Origin of the sequence: Mycobacterium paraffinicum, from assembly GCF_001907675.1 — a bacterium.
GTDB lineage: Bacteria > Actinomycetota > Actinomycetes > Mycobacteriales > Mycobacteriaceae > Mycobacterium > Mycobacterium paraffinicum_A.
On record NZ_MPNT01000036.1, the window covers coordinates 34,946 to 54,439 of the forward strand.

Consider the following 19,494-nt stretch of genomic DNA (forward strand, 5'->3'; position numbering starts at 1 on the left):
TGGGGCGCGGTAGGGCGTTCGGCGCCTGCGTACTTGCTTTGGCGATGTTGCCGGTGATCGCCGTTTCGGCACCGGCGGTCGGCCGGGCCGACCCTAATTGCGCTGACGGGTTTGTCTGGAGCGCGGACTTGCATCAATGCGTTCCTTCGGTCCCCGCCGTGAACGGGCCGGGCGGACCCGCCGGCCCCGGCGGGCCGGGCGGACCCGGGGGACCGGGCGGGCCAGGTGGACCGGGCGGCCCGGGGGGACCCGGCCCGCGATAACGCCAACTAGCTCGGGAACTCTTCGCCCCTTGCGGTCGTTATACCTACTAAGTATCGCTTTGACTGCAAGGGGACAGACGTATGCCACGCACAGACCACGACAGCTGGGATCTGGCCACCAGCGTGGGTTCGACGGCCACGATGGTGGCCGCGGCCCGAGCGATCGCGACCAAGGCCGACGACCCGCTGATCGACGACCGCTTCGCCGAACCGCTGGTTCGCGCCGTCGGAGTGGACTTCTTCACACGATGGGTCGACGGCGACCTCGCCGCCGCTGACGTCGACGACCACGAATCCGGCTGGAAGCTCGAGCACATGCCCTTGGCGATGGCCGCCCGCACCCGGTTCTTCGACGCGTTCTTCCTCGACGCTGCGAAGGCCGGGATCCGTCAGGCCGTGATTCTGGCCTCCGGCCTGGACGCGCGCGCCTACCGGTTGCCGTGGCCCGCCGACATGACGGTCTTCGAGATCGACCAGCCGGAGGTGATCGAATTCAAGACCACCACCCTGGCGGAGTTGGGTGCCGCCCCGCAGGCGGACTTGCGCACCGTGGCCATTGATTTGCGTCGAGACTGGCCCACGGCTCTGGTGGACGCCGGCTTTGACAAGAGCCGTCCGACCGCGTGGATCGCGGAGGGTCTGCTCGGGTACCTGCCGCCCGAGGCTCAGGACCGCTTGCTGGACAACATCTCCGCGCTGAGTGCCGAGGGCAGCAGGCTGGCCGTCGAAGCGATCCCGGACCGGCCGCAGCAAGACGTCGAGAAAGCCCGCGAGATGATGCGCAGGGCCACCGCCAAATGGCGCGACCACGGCTTCGAGTTGGATTGGGAGGAACTGGGTTTCGAGGGTGAGCGCAACGACGTCGCCGACTACCTGAAGAACCTCGGCTGGCGGACGGTCGGCAAGCAGATGAGCGAACTGCTGGCCGGCAGTGGGTTGGCGGCGATTCCTCAGACCAACGACTCGGTGTCCGTCGCCGACACGATCTACTACAGCTCGGTTCTGGACGGATGACGGAGCCGAGTCGCAGAGGGCTCAACGACGCGGTCACGCGGCTGTGGGGCGTCCTGGCCCCGGTCTACGACCTGCCGTTCCTGCAGCGGTGGGTATACCGTCCGCCGCACGATGAGGTGATAGCCCAGCTGCGCGCGCACCACGCCCGCAAGATTGCTGATATCGCCTGCGGCACAGGAATTCTCAGTGATCGCATCGCCCGCGAGCTCCGGCCCGACGAAATCTACGGTGTCGACATGTCCGACGGCATGCTCGGCCAGGCGCGCGCCAGAACGGACGCGGTGCAGTGGTTGCACGGCCCGGCGGAGCGGCTGCCGTTCGACGACGGGGCTCTCGACGCGGTGGTGACCACCTCGGCGTTTCACTTCTTCGACCAGCCGGCGGCGTTGCGCGAATTCCACCGCGTGCTGGCGCCCGGTGGACTGGTGGCCGTTGCGGCCCTGAGCGCGCGGCAACCGCGACTGCAAGCCCCCTCGGCCAATAGGTGGAAGCCGCAACACAATGCGTCGCCGGCGGAGATGCGGGCGATGTTCGAAGACGCCGGGTTCGTTATCAGCGAGCAGCGCCGGATCCCGCGACCGGTCTGGACCCGCGTCATTTCCGACCTGATCACCGTCGGCGTCAAGAACTGAGCGACCGTCAGGCGGCCAGCCTGCTCGCGATGCGAGGAGCGGATCGCGAGAAGTGCTCGCAGCGGCCGGTGTACACGACACGCGAGGGTCGGTAAGTGGGCACGTGACGGGTGACCGTGACGGCATGCGGCCGGACGTGGCGTTCCTGTCCGCGCTCAGCCGTCCGTTCGATGACGTCGGTGGCGATCCACCCGGCGCCGAATAGCGCCGACGCGACGCCGAACTGAAGCGGCGAGCCGGCGGCAAGCGCGGTCAAAGCGCAGATTCCAGAAACCACGGCGACGAGAAGTGTGCCCAGGTAGAGGAGCGTCACGCGCGGGTCTCGCGCAGGCCGCATCGACATCGCGCCTCCTCGTAGGTCGATTGTTTTGGTGCGGAAATCCGAACCGTGACCTCCATGTTTCGTTATCGAGACATGCCGATCGAGGGCCATACGGCATCTATGGCATGGCGTAGGACCCTGACCGGGGGGTCAAAAGTCCCACCGCGAGGTAATCCGCTTCATGTCGTGTCCGCACGCCGGGATGGCGTAAAGCTCTGCGGGTCAGTCTGATTCGCCATGCCGGCTACCGGGCCGACAGCACGAACGCCCGCCTCGCCGAGTGGCGAAGCGGGCGTCGTCTTACTGCTGTTTACAGCGGAATCCAGACTCCGAAGAACCAGAAGCCCCACTGATTGAAGCCGGGGTCCCACACGGGAGTCTCCTCATAGCCCCAGTAGTTGATCGGACCGTATCCCCAGTATCCACCGGGCGGGGGGAGCGGCCGGTCCCACGCGGGTCGTGGCGGCGCACCGGGTCCCCAGGGCGCCGGCCCGTCACCCCATGGGGCGCCACGGAAGTAGCCGCGTTGGGGATCTCCGTGCCAAGGGCCACCGGGTCCGCCCGGGCCGCCGGGACCGCCGGGACCGCCTGGGTGGTCAGGCCCGCCCGGGCCGCCGGGTCCGCCCGGATGATCGGGTCCGCCGGGACCGCCGGGACCACCCGGCCCACCAGGTCCGCCCTGAGGCCCGCCCGGACCGCCGGGACCGTTGGGGCCCCCCGGGTGGCCGGGACCGCCGGGACCACCCGGACCACCCGGACCACCCGGACCGCCGGGACCTCCCGGATCACCGGGTGCGTTGGGTGGGTGAATGCCCGCGGGAGCGGGTGCGCCATGGTTGCCGGCCGGGCCAGGCGGCGGCCCGCCCGGAGCAGCGCTGGCCGCACCGGCCCCCATGCCCAATGCCGCAGCGCTCAGCGCGCCGGCCACGGTCATCCCCCCAAGAAATTGCTTGAATTTCATAGTCCTTCACCTGTCTAGCCACTAGTGAATTCCTCGGAATCCCCCCTTACATCACCCGACCGTAGATAGCTTGCCTATGCAACGGCTGTGAGGGGCCCATGCGGAGCTTTTGGGCGTTCATGCCGCACCTCGACATCACGGAAGGCCTCGGAACCGCCAAACAGAGATCACTGCGACCCGCGACGGCGCGTCGCAGCAGGCGTTTACGTGTCGCCGGTCGACAGCAGCCTGACGCGGCACCTTTAGGTAGCCCGACGAGCCGGCGTAAGCCCTTTGGCAAGGCTATGTTTGCTGGTTCTGCGGATCTTTCATGTATATCGTTGCGGCCGTGTCGAGCCGGTCGCATCCCCATCCGTCCGAACCGCATGTGGGTTCGGTGTCATCGAAGTTGAACTGGCTGCGCGCCGGAGTCCTGGGCGCCAACGACGGGATCGTGTCCACTGCGGGCATCGTGGTGGGTGTCGCGGCCGCGACGGTGGAACGCGCACCGGTATTAACCGCCGGTACCGCGGGGCTGGTGGCCGGCGCGGTGTCGATGGCGCTGGGCGAATACGTCTCGGTCAGCACCCAACGTGACACCGAGAAGGCGCTGCTGCACAAGGAACGCGAGGAGCTGCGCGACGACCCGGTGGCCGAGTTGGACGAGCTCGCCGCCCTGTATGAGGCGAAAGGCCTGACGGCGGCGACCGCCCGCACCGTCGCCGAGGAACTCACCGACCACAATCCGCTCCTCGCCCACGCCGAAGTCGAACTGGGCATCAATCCCGAGGAGCTGACCAACCCCTGGCAGGCAGCGTCGTCTTCGGCGTTGTCGTTCGCAATCGGGGCCCTCCTGCCGTTGATCGCGATCCTGGTTCCGCCGGCGGCGTGGAGGATCCCGGTCACGGTCGCGGCGGTGCTCGTCGCGCTGGTGATCACCGGGGCGGTGTCGGCCGGTTTGGGGGGAGCGCCCAAGGGTCGCGCGGTGCTCCGCAACGTCATCGGAGGCGGTCTCGCTTTGGCGATCACATACGTGATCGGCCACCTGGTGGGCGCAGCGATCGCCTGAGGGGCGGCCCGGAAATACTGACCCGAATGGGCTCGACCCGCGGCGACCGGGACTGGTAACTGTAATATCTACTGTTGCCATCCTCAGATGAGGGATCCCAACTCCGGGCGGAGCGTCGTGCATTGACCGAAACGAATCTCGCGCCGGATGACGTCGATTCGGCGGCGCAGGCGCCGTACTTCCTGCGCGACGAAACCCGTTTCGTGCCAAACCAGATCGCGCGTGGTGGGTGGGGCCCGTCGCTCAGCGGGCATGTCGTCGGCGGACTCCTCGGGTGGGCGGTGGAACGCGCGGTCGATGATCCGGAACTGCAACCCGCCCGGCTGACCGTCGACCTTCCCGCCCCGGTCGCGCTGGAACCCATGGAGGTGCGCACCACCGTGCACCACGACCGGCGGCGGCTGCGGCTCGTCGAGGTCGTCCTCACCCAGCATGGCGCCCCAGTCGCGCGGGGCAGCGCGCTGTTTCTGCGGCGCGGACCGCAGCCAGAGGGGCGGGTATGGTCGCCGAACCCGCAGATGCCGCCGCTGCCCATCGAGGATGGCGCCCAACCCACGCTCTTCATGCGCACCTATGGCTGGGGCACCGAACTGCAGAATCGCGACCCCGAATGGGTCGACCCCTCCGGCCCGAAATACACCTGGCTGCATGAGACACGCTCGCTCATCGACGACGAACCGCTCAGCCCCTTCACCCGCGCCGCCATGGCGGCCGATATCACCGCCTCCCTGGCTAATTGGGGCACAAACGGTTTGCAATTCATCAACGCCGACTACACGCTCACGCTGAGCCGACTGCCGGAAGGCCCAAACATCGGCATGGCCTCGCTGACCCATTACAGCCACGACGGAGTGGCCACCGGTTCGGCCGTACTGGTCGACTGCAAGGGTCCCATCGGCAGCGGCGTGTCGGTTGCGATAGCGCACTCCGGATTCCGCCCGACGCAGGTCAATCCGACGAACGAATGAGCATCGGGAGTGACGTCACCTACTGGCGGCTGATCGCCGATGCGGCGCGGGCGGGATCGCCCCGGCCATTGCTCGCCGACGATCACGGGCGCACGCTCTCCGCGCGGCAATTCCACGACGCCGCCTGCGCGACGGCCGCCGCTTTCGCGGCGCGCGGGATCCGCGCGGGAACCGTCGTGTCGTGGCAGTTGCCGACCACGCTGGAGACCATGGTCGTCATGGCGGCGCTGGCCCGGCTGGGCGCGGTGCAAAACCCGATCATCCCGATACTGCGAGAGCATGAGGTGGGTTTCATCACCGAGCAATTGTCCTCGGAATACCTCGTGGTGCCCGATCTTTGGCGCGGGTTCGATCACGGCGCCCTGGCGCGCGGCTTGGCCGCGGCCCGGGGCTTAGAGGTCATCACCGTCGATTTGGCGACGCCCCCGGTCGGCGGCGAGCTTCGGCTGCCCCAGGCCGACACCGGTGCGCTCCCGTCGCCGCCGGCTTCGGCCGGCGATGCGCGATGGGTCTACTATTCGTCGGGAACCACCGCGGCGCCCAAAGGAATTCGTCATACCGACGCATCGGTGATGGCCGGCGCGACCGGGCTGGTCGAGGCGATCGGCATCAACGGCGACGACGTCGACCCCATCGCTTTTCCGGTCGCGCACATCGGCGGCGCGGTGATGCTGGCCGCCGGGCTGCGGACCGGCATGCGGTTGGCGCTGTTCGAGGTATTCGACCCGCCGACGACACCGTTCTCCATCGCGTCGCACAACCCGACCTTCCTGGGCACGGCGACGCCGTTCTTTGTCGGCTTCCTCGAAGCCCAGCGGGCCCACGGCGACCAACCGCTGTTCCCATTCCTGCGCGGCTGCCTGGCCGGCGGCGCACCCATCACCGCCGAGCTCGGCCGCCAGGTCCGGGAAGTGTTCAACCTGCCCGGCATCGCCAACGCGTGGGGGCTCACCGAATTCCCCGTGGCGGCTTCACCTTCGCTCACCGACACGCCGGACTCGCTCGACCACACCGTCGGCAGGCCGACCCAGGGGGTCAGCGTCCGGGTGGTCGGCAGCGACGACGCCGAACTGCCCGTCGGGCAGGAAGGTGAGCTGCGGCTCAAGGGGCCGCAATGCTTTCTCGGCTACGCTGACCCCGCACTGGACGCCGACGCGTTCGACGATGACGGCTGGCTGCGCACGGGAGATCTCGGGCTCGTCGATCAGGACGGCAATGTCCGCGTGACCGGTCGCATCAAGGATGCGATCATCCGCAACGCGGAGAATGTCTCGGCCCTCGAAGTCGAGAACGTGCTGGCCTCCCACCCCGCGGTCGCCGACGTCGCGGTCATCGGCGTTCCCGACCCGCGCACCGGCGAGCGCGTATGCGCGGTGGTGGTGCCCGCGGCGGCCGGCGGCGTGTCGTTGGAATCGCTGGTGCAGCATTGCCATTCGAGCGGGTTGAGCCGCTACAAACACCCAGAGCGCCTGGTGATCGTTCAAGCGTTGCCGCGCAACCAATTCGGCAAGGTGATCAAGAAAGATCTCCGCGAAGCCTTCGGATGATTTTGGCTGAAAGCTACGAGAACAGTCCGGGGTTGTCGGCGAAGTATCGCTCGACAGTCAAAGCCGGTTGGCCCGTTAACCTTTCAACGTCATCCGTGGCCCGGTCGTAGCGGCCCGCCCGGTGCAGCAGCGCCATCGTGGCGAGGTGCTGCTGGAGGTGCGCGGGCAGGTTGAGCGGTTTCAGAACCTCGTCAACCCAAGTGTCGTGCGGGATATCGGCGCCGGTGATCGGCCTGTGCAACGCGCGGGCATACTGGGCGGCCAATCCATCGATGTCCAGGCTCTCCGGACCCGTCAGTTCGTAGACCTGCCCCCTGTGCGAGGTCGGGTTCACCAGCACGGTCGAAACGACTCTCGCCACATCGCTGGCGGCGATAGGCGACGTCCGGCCCGTACCGAAGGGGAGTGGGAGCACGTTGCGCTCCCGTATTGAGCGAACTGCAAACAGCGTAAAGATCGGATTGTCAAGGAAAGTCGTCGGTCTGATGTGTACGACCGGCACCCCGGACCAATTCAGCACGTGCTCGGCCAGGAAGTGCAAGCGATGTTGACGAGACTCGCCTGTGCTGGTCAGTGTCATCTGCGAGACCGTCATTTGGGACATGTTCACGAGCACTTCGAGGGTGCGCGATTCCAGCGCCGCGGCGCAGATCACCACCGTCGCTTGAAGGTAGTCGGGTGAGACGCTCATGGAAAAGAACATGCGATCAACGCCGGCCATGGCGTCGACGACATTCTGCGGATCGGTGAGGTCGCCGACCACCACCTCGGCGCCCATGTCGCGCAATGGATCGGCCCGCTCGTCGTCGCGGTGCACCAGGGCGCGCACCCGCTCCCCGCGCTGCCGCAGTTGCTCGATCACCAGCCGGCTCACCCCGGCGGTGCCGCCGCCCGCGCCGGTGACCAGATACAACGGCTCAGTCATAATCGACGACCAACCACGATCAGGCAACCCGGCATTTCATCCTCTGCTCCCGGCGCGTCCAGCCGATAACCAGTGGTCAAAGTGTAGGCCGTTTACCGCCGACGGCGTAGCGTGCAAAATGCACGCCAGGGATGTCCGTGGGCGCCGTGCCGTGTCCGATGCGCACGGGCGCTACACCGCGTCAGGAACAACCGGACTTCGAACGGAGGCATGGCATGACGTATGCGGGCAAGGACTATTACCCGGTGTGGTTGGACGATCTGGCCGACGATGTCACCCTCGAAGCGGCAGCGATGGACGGCACGGCGCACGGAACGAAAGATGTGGGCGCGATCATGGTTGTCGCCCGCGAGCAATATGAGAATCAGGTGTTCACTTACGCGGGCCCTTGCGGCGACTACGGATTCGTCGAGGACTACACGGCTGAGGTCCGCGGCGTGCCGACGAGGGTGATCGTTCTCGTTACTTACAACGCCGCCGGGCAGACTCAGCGCATTGTGGTGAACCACCGGCCACGCAGCGCACTGCTGTCGTTCTCACGCCTGATGCGCGAGAAGTTCGCCGGGACGGCGTTGGTCAAACACTGGGAAACTACACCGTAGTCGCACAACGCTTCTGGCCAGATGCGTTGTGTGCGGACGTCGAGTAAGAGAAGGCCGCTATGACCACAGTCCGAGCCGCCGCTGTGCAAATCAGCCCGGTACTCTACAGCCGCGAAGGCACGGTGGACAGGGTTGTCGCAAAGATTGACGAATTAGCTTGCCAGGGAGTGAAGTTCGCGACTTTTCCGGAGACATTCGTTCCGTACTATCCGTACTTCTCGTTTGTACAGCGCCCGTTCGAAATGAGTTCTGAACAATTGAGATTGATGGCTGAGGCGGTGGCCATACCGTCGCCGGCGACCAACGCAATAGGCGCGGCCGCCCGCCGAGCGGGCATGGTGGTCTCGATAGGGGTGAACGAACGTGCGGGCGGATCGCTGTTCAACACCCAGCTGCTTTTCGACGCCGACGGAAGTCTGATTCAGCGGCGCCGCAAGATCAGTCCGACCTACCACGAACGGATGATCTGGGGGCAAGGCGACGGTAGCGGACTTCGCGCCGTCGACAGCGCCGTCGGCCGCATCGGTCAGTTGGCTTGCTGGGAGCACTACAACCCGCTGGCGCGGTTTGCCTTGATCGCCGACGGCGAGCAGATCCACTCCGCGATGTTCCCGGGATGCTTCGGTGGCGCATTGTTTGCCGAACAGACTGAGATCAGCGTTCGCAATCACGCCCTCGAGTCCGGCGGTTTCGTGGTCTGCGCGACCGCCTGGCTCGATGCGGATCAGCAGGCGCGGATCGCCGCCGACACGGGCGGGCCCGTCGAGCCGATCTCTGATGGCTGCTTCACCGCGATCATCACCCCGCAGGGTGAGCTGCTCGGCGCGCCGGTGCGGTCCGGCGAGGGCGAAGTGGTCGCCGATCTGGACTTCTCACTGATCGACAGGCGCAAGGCACTGATGGATGCCGGCGGACACTACAGCCGTCCCGAATTGCTCTGTCTCCGAATCGATCATGCGCCCAAGGCGCCCGTTGAAAGCCAAGACCACGACCACCAGCCCATGGCCGCCCCGGAGGCGAGCGACCACACCGGCCTCTGACTTACAGCCCCTTGGGCGCGTCGCGGACGGCCTGCACCGCCGCGGCATCGCCGTCGAATTCGACTCGTGCCGCGCGCCCGACAGCGAACAGCAGCAGCTCCTCGGGCGGACCGGTCACCGTGACGGCCGGGCCCTGTCCCGCGGTCAGCAGCGTCTTGCCCTCCGGGGTGCGCAGCGCCACCCGGCCCGGCACCTTGGCAAGCGTCATCCGCGCCATCAGTGGCAGGGTGCGGCGCAGCATGCCGCTCAGGGCCGGTTCGAGTTCGCGCGGCACCCAGCCCGGCTGCGCGCGGCGCACGTCTTCGTGGTGGATGAACATCTCGGGGACGTTGGCCACCGGATCGAGCAGCTTGAACGGGGAGTAAAGCGGCGGGCCGGACGCCACCTTGTCGACCAGCTCGTCCCAGTCTGCCCGCTCGGCCACCTGGTTCTGCACCTTCTCGGTGTGAGCGGCGAAGAACGGGATCAGGATGCCGGGGGCAGCGTCGGGACGGTATTCCCGGATGACAAGGTGGGCGGCGAGGTCCCGCGTCTTCCACCCTTCGCACAAGGTGGGCGCCTCCGGCCCGGTGCTGCGCATGGTCTCCACCAGGGCGGCTCGTTCGCGTTGAGCAACAGACATCCGTTCAGCCTAGGCCCGACGTGACGGGCCCAAGCGACGCGCTTCTCGCATCTCGGTAAATTTGGTGCGTCAATGTCCTCCAAGGGGACCCGGGAAGAGACGTAGGGAATGTCATGAACGCGCGTGTCGAGCAGCTGGAGTTTCAGGCGGAAGCACGGCAACTGCTGGACCTGATGGTCCACTCGGTCTACTCCAACAAGGATTCGTTTCTGCGGGAGCTGATCTCGAACGCTTCCGACGCACTGGACAAGCTGCGGCTGGAAGCCTTCCGCAACAAAGACCTCGACGTCGACACCTCCGACTTGCACATCGAGATCGAGGTGGACAAGAACGCTAGGACGCTCACCATCCGGGACAACGGCATCGGCATGACCCGCGACGAGGTGGTCGGGCTGATCGGCACCCTGGCCAAGTCGGGCACGGCCGAGCTGCGTCAGCAATTAAGGGAGGCCCAGAACGAGGCCGCCTCGGAGGAACTGATCGGCCAGTTCGGCATCGGGTTCTACTCGAGCTTCATGGTCGCCGACAAAGTTGAGCTGCTCACCCGCAAGGCCGGCGAGAGCGAAGCCACCAGGTGGGAATCCAGCGGCGAAGGCACCTACACCATCGAAGCCGTCGACTCGTCTGTCGGGGATGCCCCCCAGGGGACGTCGGTCACGCTGCACCTCAAGCCCGAAGACGCCGAGGACGAGCTGCACGACTACACCTCGGAGTGGAAGATCCGGAGCCTGGTCAAGAAGTACTCCGACTTCATCGCCTGGCCCATCCGAATGGAGGTCGAACGACGGACTCCCGCTGAGGAGGACGGCGGCGAGGAGACCGTCACCACGGAAGTCGAGACCCTCAACTCGATGAAGGCGCTCTGGGCCAGGCCCAAAGAAGAGGTCTCCGAGGAGGAGTACAAGGAGTTCTACAAGCACATCGCGCACGCCTGGGACGACCCGCTGGAAGTCATCGCGATGAAGGCCGAGGGCACCTTCGAGTACCAGGCCCTGCTGTTCATCCCGTCCCACGCACCGTTCGACCTGTTCAACCGCGACGCCCAGATCGGAATCCAGCTGTACGTCAAGCGGGTGTTCATCATGGGCGATTGCGACCAGCTGATGCCCGAATACCTGCGCTTCGTCAAGGGCGTCGTGGACGCGCAGGACATGTCGCTCAACGTCTCGCGCGAGATCTTGCAACAGGATCGGCAGATCAAGGCCATCCGCCGGCGGCTCACCAAAAAGGTGCTGTCCACCATCAAGGAGCTGCAGTCCGAGCGGCCCGACGACTACCGCAGCTTCTGGACCCAGTTCGGCCGAGTCATCAAAGAGGGTCTGCTGTCGGACTTCGACAACCGCGAGACCCTGTTGCAAATATGCTCATTCGCCTCGACGCACAGCGACGAGGAGGCCACCACTCTCGCCGAGTACGTGGAGCGCATGAAGGAGGGGCAGGAGCAGATCTTCTTCGCGACGGGCGAGACGCGGCAACAGATCCTGAAATCGCCCCATCTGGAGGCCTTCAAAGCCAAGGGTTACGAGGTCTTGCTGCTCACGGACCCGGTCGACGAGGTCTGGGTGGGAACGGTGACCGAGTTCGACGGCAAGCCGCTGCAGTCGGTGGCCAAGGGCGAAGTGGACCTGAGCTCCGAAGGAGAGGAGAGCGAGGCCGAGCGTGAGGAGCAACAGAAGGACTTCGCCGACCTGCTGACCTGGATGAAGGAAACGTTGAGCGACCACGTCAAGGAAGTGCGGCTCTCCAGCCGACTGACCGAGTCGCCCGCCTGCCTGATCACCGACGCCTTCGGCGTCACTCCAGCGCTCGCGCGGCTCTACCGCGCGTCCGGGCAGGACATCCCGGTCGGCAAGCGGATTCTCGAGCTCAACCCGAACCACCCGCTGGTGACCGGGTTGCGTGAGGCCCAAAAGAAGGCGGAGGACGACGCCGCGCGCGCCCAGGTCGCCGAAACGGCCGAATTGCTCTACGGCACAGCCCTTCTCGCCGAAGGGGGCGCGCTCGACGATCCGGCGCGGTTCGCCGAACTGCTCGCCGACCGGTTGACCCGCACGGTGTAGCCGGGGATTTGCCGGGGTTGCGCTCGCGGCGTTCGCGGCGGGCCGTACCCGCAAATGGGAGATTGGCGGATTGAAAAGCCGCTGGCAGGGATAATCACCTCCCATGGCTGAGTTTCGCGTCATCGACCCGCGTGGGCGGGTCGTCGCGACGAAGGATTTTGCCAGCGCGGAGTCCGCACACGCGTGGTTCATCCATTCGGTCGGCGGCAGCACGGAGCTTGGTTGGCGCATGGAGGTCAACGACGACGGCCAGTGGGCCAACTTCGACGACACGCAGGGGTTCACCGCTCCGGTCAGCCACCGCCCCGCAACGCGCTGATCGGCTTCACGGCCCGATGACGAAGCAGCGGCCGTTGCCGCTGGTGAACAACACCTCTTGAACCACGGACGGCGCGACGGAGGGGAAGCCGAACCGATGCACCTGTTGGTCGGCGGCGATTTCGGCGTCCTGCGACTCGCTGGTGCCGTCCTTCTTGCGCACCAGCGCGGTGACCTTGTCCGGCTTCGGCGGGCTCTGCGGGTCGCGGAAGTACCACACCTCGATCCCGGCGCCCGAGGAATCGCCGCGCCAGCCGTCCGCGTAGTAGCACGCCGGATTTCCCTCGGCGTCCGGCGGCGGTGGCGGGCATATCGATAGCCCGACGCACGCCGGCGTGCTGGTGGTGGGCGACGCGCCCGTCGTCGGCGCGGGTGAAGGCGCGGTGGTCGTCGTCGCTGGGGCGGCCTGGGCAGCGGGTGTCCCGGCAATCCCCGCAACGATTGCTCCGACGATGACCAATCCACGAAGCATGTTGGCGAGCCTCCTGTTAGCGAAGCGGCGTTGGTTGCTGACGACTAAAGAGCTAACACCGTGACGCGGTCGTCCGGCAAGCGTCGAGCCCACGTAGGCTCCGCTCATGCACGTCGACGCGATGACGGTCCCGCAGCCGCTACACGAGATCGGCGATCTGGCCCGGCGAACGCAAGCCGCCGGCTTCTCCGGTCTGTTGTTCACCGAGACGGGCCGCACGGCCTACCTCAACGCCGCCGTGGCGTCGCAGGCCGCACCCGGCCTCGAGTTGTCGACCGGCGTCGCGGTGGCCTTCCCGCGCAGCCCCTTCGTCACGGCGGCCACGGCCTGGGAGCTTCAGGAAGCGACCGGCGGGAAATTCCGGCTGGGCCTGGGCACCCAGGTGCGCACACACGTCGTCCGGCGCTACGGGGTGGCGTTCGAGCGGCCCGGACCGCGGCTGCGCGACTACTTGTTCGCGGTCAAGGCCTGCTTCGCGGCGTTCCGCTCCGGAACGCTCGACCATCACGGCGACTTCTACGACCTCGACTTCATCACCCCCCAATGGAGCCCGGGTCCGATCGACGCGCCCGACCCGAAAGTCGATATCGCAGCGGTTAATCCGTGGATGCTGCGGATGGCCGGCGAGGTGGCCGACGGCGTGCACGTGCATCCGATCGGCGAGCCCGGTTACATCGCCCGACACGTGTTGCCCAACGTCGCCGACGGGGCGGCGAAGGCGGGACGTTCGCCTGCGGACATCGCCGTGATTGTGCCGGTGATGACGATCGTCGGTGACACCGACGAGGAGCGCGACAGGCAACGAGAAGGCGTGCGCGCCAGTATGGCTTTCTACGGCAGCACCCCCAACTACGCGTTCATCTGGGACCAGGCCGGGTTCGAGGGCACGACCGCCCGGATCCGGGAGAAGCAGAAGGCCGGCGACATGGCCGGCATGGCCGCTCAGGTCACCGACGACCACATCGCCGTCTTCGCCACCGAGTCGACGTGGGACGGACTCGCCGACGCACTGACCGACAAATATGCCGGAAAGGCCACGCGCCTAGTGCTTTACAACGCCGTGGGCGATCCGGAGCGGTTCGAGCGGTACGGCGAGGTGGCCCGTCAGATCCGGCAGTGACGGCTATTGCTTGCCGATTTTCCCGGCGATCTGATTGGCGATGTTGACACCGAGGTCTCCCGCGTCCTTGCGGCACGCGTCGACGTCGACGACGACGTTGCTGCGGACGGTCAACGCCCGCTGACAGGGGATGCTCAGGTTCACGCCGTTTCGGCTGAAGGACAGCGTCACGGTTGTGCTCAGCACCCCGTTGGCGTTGGCGACCGGTCCGACCTTCCACTGAAGTTCGGGATGGTTGCCGTCGGCGGGTACGGTGTCCCCGCGGTTGGCGCAGCCCGGCCATTGCTGGGCCGAGGTGGTGAAAAACGCGTTCGCTTGATCGGGCGCGGGGAACAACACGACAAACTGGTACACGTCAGGGCTTTCCAGGTCATCGGCGCCCGGGGGAGCGGGCGCAAGGTCGTGGTAGCCGTAAACCGCCGTATAGCCGCTGTCCGCGTAAACCGGTGCCAGGGCCGCGTGGAGGGCGTACTTGCATTCGGCGGGAAGCGTGTAATCGGTGCGCTTGGCCGTGTCTTCCTCCAGCGCGGTCTTCGGTGGGTCGCTGGTTGTGCCCGTGACCCCCAGCATCGTGTCGATATCGCTCGGGCTGAGCATGAGGTCGGGCAGCTGCGCCTTCGCCAGGGGAGTCTTCGACGCGCCCGTGGCGCTGCTGGTAGTCGACGACGAGGCGGCGGCGCCCCCGTCATCGTGGCTGCAGCCGGCGAGCAGTATTCCGGCGGCGGCGATGGCGACTGAAGCTGTCAGCTGGCGCATGTCGAGTGCCTTTCCTGCCTAGGCAAGCCATTTCGCGCACCCCCAGCGCGTCCCCTATTCAAAAGTTGGTCCGATGCAGCGTACTTCAGCAGCCAGGTGTTGCGAGGGGGTTCGGGGCTAAGCGATATGTTCGCTACGTGGCCGCAGTCGACTTCACCTCGGTAGCGCCGATCGTCCCGGTGCGAAATCTCGACGTCGCCCTGGCTCGATACCGGCGGCTTGGCTTTGCCGCGCGCGCTTACGACGGGCCAGACCGCTACGGCTTCGTCGACCGCGGATCCGTATCTATCCACCTCACCGAATGGGACGAGCACGACCCGTTGCGAACCGCCGCAAGCGTGTACCTCTACGTCAGCGATGCCGATGTCGTCTATGCGGAATGGGCGGCGCTGGAAGACCTTGAAGGCCGCCTGGTCCCACCGCAGGACACTGCGTACGGTCTGCGCGAATTCGCCTATGTCGATCCGGACGGCACCGCGCACCGGGTCGGCTCGCGGATCTGATCAAGCTGACACCGCGGGCTTTTCGTCGGTCGGGGGAGCCCCGGCGGCCTGGCTGTGGGCCAGCGCCACCGTCGCGGCCGCCATCACCGCGACCGACAGGCCCAGTGCCACCAGGCCGATGCCGTTGGTGCGCAGCGTCTCACCGAGCACGGTGACGCCGAGCACCGATCCGACGACGGGCTCGGCGACGGTCACGGCCGGAAGCGACGCGGTGAGCGGGCCGGCCCGGAACGCGGACTGCTCCCAGGCCGTCGCCGCGATGGCCACCACCACCCACACGTACACCTCGGGCAGACGCAGCAGGGCGGGAATGCCGCGGTCCAGCTGGTCGACCACACCCTTCGTCAGGACCGAAAACAATCCCCACAACGAGCCCGACATCAGACCCAGCAGCAACGCGCCGACCGCGCCGGGGAACATGCGCGCGCCGATCACGCACAAGATCAGCGCCGGACCCATGACCAGCGCGACGACGGTCCAGGTATGCACCGACCCTCGTGGCGTCCCCTCCTGGGGGTCGCCGACCGTCACCACCACCGCCACCGCGGCCGCCAGCAGCACGGCCCAAATGCCTTGCCGCGCCGTGATTCTCCGGTGATTCACCCGTGCGCTGATCAGCAACGCGAACAGCAAGGATGTCACCAACAGGGCCTGCACCAGCACCACCGACCCCAGGTCCAGCGCCGCGGCCTGCAATCCGAATCCGGCGGCGGCCACCAGGCTGCCCGTCCACCATTGGCGATCGCGGAGGAGCTGGCGGAACAGCGCCACGGTGCCGACCGGCTCGTCGGTGACCTGTTGGGCGGATCGCTGCTGGATGACGTCTCCGATACCGACCATCAGGGCGGCGGCGATCGCGAGAACCGCGGCGATATCTGTCCTGCCCAAGCGGCCCTCCTGTGTAGTTAGCCAACATCAAGTCTTGCGCCCGCGGTTGATGAGTTCAACCGGGCGACTCGATACGAGGACTTGCGACCCTAGCCGCCTGGGCCGTGCGCGGCCGATGGTAGCGGGAGCTTTCCCGCGAAAACTTTAGGAGGCATGGCGCATGACAGGCCGAAGACTTCGGCACGCGCTGCTGGCACCGCCCGCGCTCGCGGCCGCTGTCGTCGCGGTGCTGTATCTGCTCTTGGTCGGCTGGGGAATGCTGCTGCGAATACCGCGTGTCAGCGACTCGACGCGCCAACTGACCAAGCGGGTTAATCCCTATCTGCGCACGATCGCCGGAACCCGACTGGGAATGCTCTACTTCAACCTGAGCGCCCTGCAGCACGTCGGTCGGCGCAGCGGCCGAACGTATGTGACGCCGCTGAGCGCCTACCCGCTCGGTGATGGTTTCGTGCTTGCGGCGGCATACCCCCATGTTGACTGGCTGGAGAATGTGTTGGACGCGGGCAGATGCGCGTTGACCTGGAACGGTAGCGAGTACTCGCTCGCAAGGCCCGAATTGATTTCCCGCGCGGAAGCTGTGCGGGCGTACCCGCGCCTGGTGCGGCCTTTCCTGGTGGGCGGAGCGGGCCAGAACAAGTTCGTATGGCTGCATCGCGATGAGGCGCCGAACGAACCGCCGTCGCAAATTGACTCGCTGCAGCCCGATACCACATCGCCAAAGCTGCCTTCTCGCACGCAGATGCACGAGATTGACGAACCGACCTCCCGTATCGGCGCGATGGCTACCGAGGCGTTCGATCTGCTCATCGATGCCGTCGGCGACATTTCACCGGACAGCTGGGACCAGCCGTCTAACCTCGCGGGGTGGAGCGTGCGCGACCTGGTGGGTCACGTCACCGGCAGCGCTGCCAAAGTCGTGACGCTCGTGGAGGACGGCGAGATCTGGGAAGGTCCCTCGCAGCCTTCCCAATGGGCATGCGACGACCCAGCGGCACGGCTTCGCGAGCTCGCAACGCGACTACACGGCGCCCTGCCGGGCGCCGACCTCGACGGGATGCGGAAATCGCCGGAAGGTCAGGTCCCGTTGCGCCGGGCGCTGACCTACCCGGTCTCGGATTTGGCCATGCATGCCTGGGACATCCATCGCTCACAAGGGCGGCTGGTTGAGCTGCCCGAGGACCTGCTGGCGCTGAGCCGCGGGCTGGTTGAGTCGGTGCCGGAGCCGCTGTTGCGGCGACCGGGTGGCTTTGGTCCAGCTCATTCCGCGCCTTCGGATGCGCGGCTCATGGCCTACCTCGGTCGCTCAGTCGACGGCAGCGTATGACGGGTCGGGCGCTGCTTTGTCGGCGGCCTGAATTTCGTTGCCGCTCAGGCACTCCGAGCTGGCGGGAAACGCTGGCGCGTCCCGGAACTCGCGGGCGCGGTGAATTCTGCCGCCCCTTGATCTCGCATACGAAGCAAACCCCACACGCGCGTGTCGCTCAGCGGCGGGCACTCCGCGCATCCCCCGCGCCGGCAACGGCTGTGACGCGTGTGGCGGACCGCGGGGCCTCAGCTGTTGCGGCTGATCTTGAGTGCGGTGGTGATCATGGGGATCTGCAGGGGCAGTCGCGCCAGGGCGGCGATCCTCATCGGCCAGGGCTTGTTCCACCACAGCCGGCACATATTGATGTTGGCCGGGAACACCCCGACGAACAACGCGGCCGCGGCGAGCGCGGCCAGTCGCCGGGTGCGTCGGGGCAGCAACGCCGCCCCGACACCGACGTCGGCCACTCCCGACGCATAGGTGTAGAACCGGGCGCTACCCGGCAACTCGGCGGGAACGATCGTGTCGAACGGCTTGGGCGCCACAAAGTGCAGCGTCCCCACCCCCAGGAGCATCGCCGCGACGCGATACGCGGTCAGCTCGGTGGTGTCCCGCATGGCGACTGATCTCGTTGTCATCGACCCATTGTGTCCTGTCACGCGCGGTCTGCGTCGGTGTAGTGGATGATCCCGCAAACGTTGCGACCGGCCAGCATGTCGCGGTGAACTCAGGCCAGTTACTATTGGCCATACGGTATTTGTTACGATTCGCGTCATCTACTGACACCCGCGCTGCCGACCGCAGCCAGACCGTTCGAGGTTGAATATGGCTACACCCGTCATTGTCGGAGCGGTTCGGACGGCGATCGGCCGCTCCTTCAAGGGCACGCTCGTCAACACACCCCCCGAGACGCTGATCACCACGGTGCTCCCCGAGGTGGTGCGCCGGTCCGGCGTCGACCCGTCCGCCATCGACGACATCATCTTTGCCGAATCGAACTACGGTGGTGGGGATTTGGCGAGGTACGCGGCCACCGCGACGGGGATGGAGGACATTCCCGGCCAGTCGGTGAATCGGCACTGTGCGGGCAGCCTGACCGCCATCGGCAATGCTGCGGCCCAGATCGGCTCCGGGATGGAGCGCGTGCTGATCGCCGGCGGCGTGCAGTCGCTGTCGATGATGCCGCTGACCAATTGGCGGATCCCGGGCCCGGAGTTGAAGTTCCAGGAGCAATGGATGCCGCCGACCCATGTGGAGACGCCCGACGCGCCCGGCAGGGACATGTCGATCACCGTGGGCTGGAACACCGCGCAGGCGGTCGGGATCACACGCGAGGAGATGGACGCCTGGGCGGCCCGGTCACATCAGCGCGCCATCGCGGCCATGGATGCGGGCAAGTTCGTCGACGAGATCATCCCGCTGAAGGTCACCCAGTTCGACGGTTCGGTCACCGAGTTCTCCGTCGACGAACACCCTCGCCGGGACACCACGGTGGAGAAGCTCGCCGGGCTGAAAGTGCTGCACCCGGAGATCGAGGGCTTCTCGATCACGGCGGGCAACAGCAGCGGCACCAACGACGCCGCGGCGGCCGTGGCCCTCGTCGACCGCGACTACGCCGCGGCCGAGAACCTCAACGTGATGGGCACGGTACGGGCGTGGGCCGCCGCGGGCGTGCCGCCGCGGGACTGCGGTCTGGGCGCGGTCAAGGTGATCGGCAAGGTGCTGCAGCGGGCCGGTCTGTCGGTTAACGACGTGGCGTTGTGGGAGATCAACGAGGCGTTTGCCTCGGTGCCGATCGCGGCGTGCCGGGAGTATGGCATCGACGAGGAAAAGGTGAACTTCTCCGGCAGCGGCTGCAGCCTCGGCCACCCCATCGCGGCCTCGGGTGCGCGCATGGTGACCACGCTGGTCTACGAGCTGGCCCGGCGCGGCGGCGGCATCGGCGTCGCGGCCATGTGTGCGGGCGGCGGTCAGGGCGGCGCCGTGGTGATCGAGGTCTAGACGGTATGGGGGGCTGGGGCCTCGCTCACATGTGAACGTGGGTTGCGGTCGGGAAATGGGTCCTGGCCGTAGAGCCACAGATGTGGGAGGCCCCAGTGAAGGTTCAGCGTACGAGTGTTGGGT

At 66.7% G+C, this 19,494-nt stretch carries 21 protein-coding genes; 13 read left to right on the forward strand and 8 right to left on the reverse strand.

What is annotated here, in order from left to right; all coding sequences use genetic code 11:
- Positions 1–344 precede the first annotated feature (344 nt).
- The gene (locus BRW65_RS26245; RefSeq protein ID WP_073879669.1) at positions 345–1,277 is read left to right on the forward strand and encodes an SAM-dependent methyltransferase; all 933 of its coding nucleotides are present in this window, start codon (positions 345–347) and stop codon (positions 1,275–1,277) included.
- On the forward strand, positions 1,274–1,909 hold the full coding sequence (locus BRW65_RS26250; RefSeq protein WP_073879671.1) for a class I SAM-dependent methyltransferase: 636 nt from the start codon (positions 1,274–1,276) through the stop codon (positions 1,907–1,909). The genes BRW65_RS26245 and BRW65_RS26250 overlap by 4 nt, the downstream gene beginning before the upstream one ends.
- 7 nt (positions 1,910–1,916) lie before the next feature.
- Here BRW65_RS26250 and BRW65_RS26255 read toward each other — a convergent pair whose 3' ends face one another.
- Together BRW65_RS26255 and BRW65_RS32495 are read right to left on the reverse strand one after the other, a co-directional pair.
- Entirely contained in the window at positions 1,917–2,252 is a 336-nt protein-coding gene (locus BRW65_RS26255; RefSeq protein ID WP_073879673.1) for a hypothetical protein, read from the reverse strand.
- 289 nt (positions 2,253–2,541) lie between these two features.
- Positions 2,542–3,192, reverse strand: coding sequence for a chitin-binding protein (locus tag BRW65_RS32495; RefSeq protein ID WP_244168214.1), 651 nt, complete (start codon positions 3,190–3,192; stop codon positions 2,542–2,544).
- A gap of 310 nt (positions 3,193–3,502) precedes the next feature.
- Between BRW65_RS32495 and BRW65_RS26265 the strand changes: the two genes are divergently transcribed.
- From BRW65_RS26265 to BRW65_RS26275, 3 genes are all read left to right on the forward strand, one after another.
- Complete coding sequence (locus BRW65_RS26265) at positions 3,503–4,240, forward strand: VIT1/CCC1 transporter family protein (protein WP_208611930.1); 738 nt, start codon at positions 3,503–3,505, stop codon at positions 4,238–4,240.
- Between the two features lie 122 nt (positions 4,241–4,362).
- Positions 4,363–5,208 (forward strand): acyl-CoA thioesterase domain-containing protein, encoded by an 846-nt coding sequence (locus BRW65_RS26270; RefSeq protein ID WP_073879675.1) that lies wholly within the window; start codon positions 4,363–4,365, stop codon positions 5,206–5,208.
- Positions 5,205–6,755 (forward strand): class I adenylate-forming enzyme family protein, encoded by a 1,551-nt coding sequence (locus BRW65_RS26275; RefSeq protein WP_073879677.1) that lies wholly within the window; start codon positions 5,205–5,207, stop codon positions 6,753–6,755. Before BRW65_RS26270 ends, BRW65_RS26275 begins: the two co-directional genes overlap by 4 nt.
- Positions 6,756–6,768: 13 nt before the next feature.
- Here the strand turns inward: BRW65_RS26275 and BRW65_RS26280 are convergent, their stop codons facing one another.
- Positions 6,769–7,668, reverse strand: a complete 900-nt coding sequence (locus BRW65_RS26280; RefSeq protein WP_244168215.1) for an NAD(P)H-binding protein — start codon at positions 7,666–7,668, stop codon at positions 6,769–6,771.
- A 227-nt stretch (positions 7,669–7,895) separates the two neighbouring features.
- Between BRW65_RS26280 and BRW65_RS26285 the strand changes: the two genes are divergently transcribed.
- Positions 7,896–8,282, forward strand: a complete 387-nt coding sequence (locus BRW65_RS26285) for a hypothetical protein (RefSeq protein WP_073879681.1) — start codon at positions 7,896–7,898, stop codon at positions 8,280–8,282.
- 59 nt (positions 8,283–8,341) lie between these two features.
- The gene (locus BRW65_RS26290) at positions 8,342–9,322 is read left to right on the forward strand and encodes a nitrilase-related carbon-nitrogen hydrolase (protein ID WP_073879683.1); all 981 of its coding nucleotides are present in this window, start codon (positions 8,342–8,344) and stop codon (positions 9,320–9,322) included.
- Between the two features lies 1 nt (position 9,323).
- Here BRW65_RS26290 and BRW65_RS26295 read toward each other — a convergent pair whose 3' ends face one another.
- Entirely contained in the window at positions 9,324–9,944 is a 621-nt protein-coding gene (locus tag BRW65_RS26295) for a TIGR03085 family metal-binding protein (RefSeq protein ID WP_073879685.1), read from the reverse strand.
- A gap of 113 nt (positions 9,945–10,057) precedes the next feature.
- On the opposite strand from BRW65_RS26295, the gene htpG reads away from it, so the two are divergent.
- A complete protein-coding gene (gene htpG, locus BRW65_RS26300; protein WP_073879687.1) occupies positions 10,058–12,004 on the forward strand; it encodes a molecular chaperone HtpG in 1,947 nt (648 codons plus the stop codon).
- Positions 12,005–12,107: 103 nt separating this feature from the next.
- Positions 12,108–12,323, forward strand: a complete 216-nt coding sequence (locus tag BRW65_RS26305; RefSeq protein ID WP_073879689.1) for a hypothetical protein — start codon at positions 12,108–12,110, stop codon at positions 12,321–12,323.
- 6 nt (positions 12,324–12,329) lie between these two features.
- Here the strand turns inward: BRW65_RS26305 and BRW65_RS26310 are convergent, their stop codons facing one another.
- On the reverse strand, positions 12,330–12,794 hold the full coding sequence (locus BRW65_RS26310; protein WP_073879691.1) for a hypothetical protein: 465 nt from the start codon (positions 12,792–12,794) through the stop codon (positions 12,330–12,332).
- Between the two features lie 106 nt (positions 12,795–12,900).
- Here BRW65_RS26310 and BRW65_RS26315 point away from each other — a divergent pair, with 106 nt between their 5' ends.
- Positions 12,901–13,914, forward strand: coding sequence for a TIGR03617 family F420-dependent LLM class oxidoreductase (locus BRW65_RS26315; RefSeq protein WP_073879693.1), 1,014 nt, complete (start codon positions 12,901–12,903; stop codon positions 13,912–13,914).
- 3 nt (positions 13,915–13,917) lie between these two features.
- Here BRW65_RS26315 and BRW65_RS26320 read toward each other — a convergent pair whose 3' ends face one another.
- Entirely contained in the window at positions 13,918–14,670 is a 753-nt protein-coding gene (locus BRW65_RS26320; RefSeq protein ID WP_073879695.1) for a sensor domain-containing protein, read from the reverse strand.
- A 137-nt stretch (positions 14,671–14,807) separates the two neighbouring features.
- Here BRW65_RS26320 and BRW65_RS26325 point away from each other — a divergent pair, with 137 nt between their 5' ends.
- On the forward strand, positions 14,808–15,173 hold the full coding sequence (locus tag BRW65_RS26325) for a bleomycin resistance protein (protein ID WP_073879697.1): 366 nt from the start codon (positions 14,808–14,810) through the stop codon (positions 15,171–15,173).
- Here BRW65_RS26325 and BRW65_RS26330 read toward each other — a convergent pair whose 3' ends face one another.
- Positions 15,174–16,061, reverse strand: a complete 888-nt coding sequence (locus tag BRW65_RS26330; RefSeq protein WP_073879699.1) for a DMT family transporter — start codon at positions 16,059–16,061, stop codon at positions 15,174–15,176.
- Positions 16,062–16,287: 226 nt separating this feature from the next.
- On the opposite strand from BRW65_RS26330, the gene BRW65_RS32500 reads away from it, so the two are divergent.
- Complete coding sequence (locus BRW65_RS32500; RefSeq protein ID WP_244168216.1) at positions 16,288–17,388, forward strand: TIGR03086 family metal-binding protein; 1,101 nt, start codon at positions 16,288–16,290, stop codon at positions 17,386–17,388.
- A 227-nt stretch (positions 17,389–17,615) separates the two neighbouring features.
- Here the strand turns inward: BRW65_RS32500 and BRW65_RS26340 are convergent, their stop codons facing one another.
- Positions 17,616–18,008 (reverse strand): DoxX family protein, encoded by a 393-nt coding sequence (locus tag BRW65_RS26340; protein ID WP_073879701.1) that lies wholly within the window; start codon positions 18,006–18,008, stop codon positions 17,616–17,618.
- 187 nt (positions 18,009–18,195) lie between these two features.
- Between BRW65_RS26340 and BRW65_RS26345 the strand changes: the two genes are divergently transcribed.
- Positions 18,196–19,371: a thiolase family protein gene (locus BRW65_RS26345; RefSeq protein ID WP_073879703.1), complete on the forward strand. Its 1,176-nt coding sequence runs from the start codon at positions 18,196–18,198 to the stop codon at positions 19,369–19,371.
- The last annotated feature ends 123 nt before the right edge of the window (positions 19,372–19,494 follow it).

Excerpts from the sequence above, each read along its gene's own strand:
- BRW65_RS26290 (WP_073879683.1), top strand. The coding sequence starts at position 8,342 with ATGACCACAGTCCGAGCCGCCGCTGTGCAAATCAGCCCGGTACTCTAC.
- BRW65_RS26340 (WP_073879701.1), bottom strand. The coding sequence starts at position 18,008 with ATGACAACGAGATCAGTCGCCATGCGGGACACCACCGAGCTGACCGCG.
- BRW65_RS26275 (WP_073879677.1), top strand. The coding sequence starts at position 5,205 with ATGAGCATCGGGAGTGACGTCACCTACTGGCGGCTGATCGCCGATGCG.
- BRW65_RS32495 (WP_244168214.1), bottom strand. The coding sequence starts at position 3,192 with ATGAAATTCAAGCAATTTCTTGGGGGGATGACCGTGGCCGGCGCGCTG.
- BRW65_RS26320 (WP_073879695.1), bottom strand. The coding sequence starts at position 14,670 with ATGCGCCAGCTGACAGCTTCAGTCGCCATCGCCGCCGCCGGAATACTG.
- BRW65_RS26250 (WP_073879671.1), top strand. The coding sequence starts at position 1,274 with ATGACGGAGCCGAGTCGCAGAGGGCTCAACGACGCGGTCACGCGGCTG.
- BRW65_RS26255 (WP_073879673.1), bottom strand. The coding sequence starts at position 2,252 with ATGTCGATGCGGCCTGCGCGAGACCCGCGCGTGACGCTCCTCTACCTG.
- htpG (WP_073879687.1), top strand. The coding sequence starts at position 10,058 with ATGAACGCGCGTGTCGAGCAGCTGGAGTTTCAGGCGGAAGCACGGCAA.
- BRW65_RS26305 (WP_073879689.1), top strand. The coding sequence starts at position 12,108 with ATGGCTGAGTTTCGCGTCATCGACCCGCGTGGGCGGGTCGTCGCGACG.
- BRW65_RS26295 (WP_073879685.1), bottom strand. The coding sequence starts at position 9,944 with ATGTCTGTTGCTCAACGCGAACGAGCCGCCCTGGTGGAGACCATGCGC.
- BRW65_RS26315 (WP_073879693.1), top strand. The coding sequence starts at position 12,901 with ATGCACGTCGACGCGATGACGGTCCCGCAGCCGCTACACGAGATCGGC.
- BRW65_RS26265 (WP_208611930.1), top strand. The coding sequence starts at position 3,503 with ATGTATATCGTTGCGGCCGTGTCGAGCCGGTCGCATCCCCATCCGTCC.
- BRW65_RS26310 (WP_073879691.1), bottom strand. The coding sequence starts at position 12,794 with ATGCTTCGTGGATTGGTCATCGTCGGAGCAATCGTTGCGGGGATTGCC.
- BRW65_RS26285 (WP_073879681.1), top strand. The coding sequence starts at position 7,896 with ATGACGTATGCGGGCAAGGACTATTACCCGGTGTGGTTGGACGATCTG.
- BRW65_RS26245 (WP_073879669.1), top strand. The coding sequence starts at position 345 with ATGCCACGCACAGACCACGACAGCTGGGATCTGGCCACCAGCGTGGGT.
- BRW65_RS26345 (WP_073879703.1), top strand. The coding sequence starts at position 18,196 with ATGGCTACACCCGTCATTGTCGGAGCGGTTCGGACGGCGATCGGCCGC.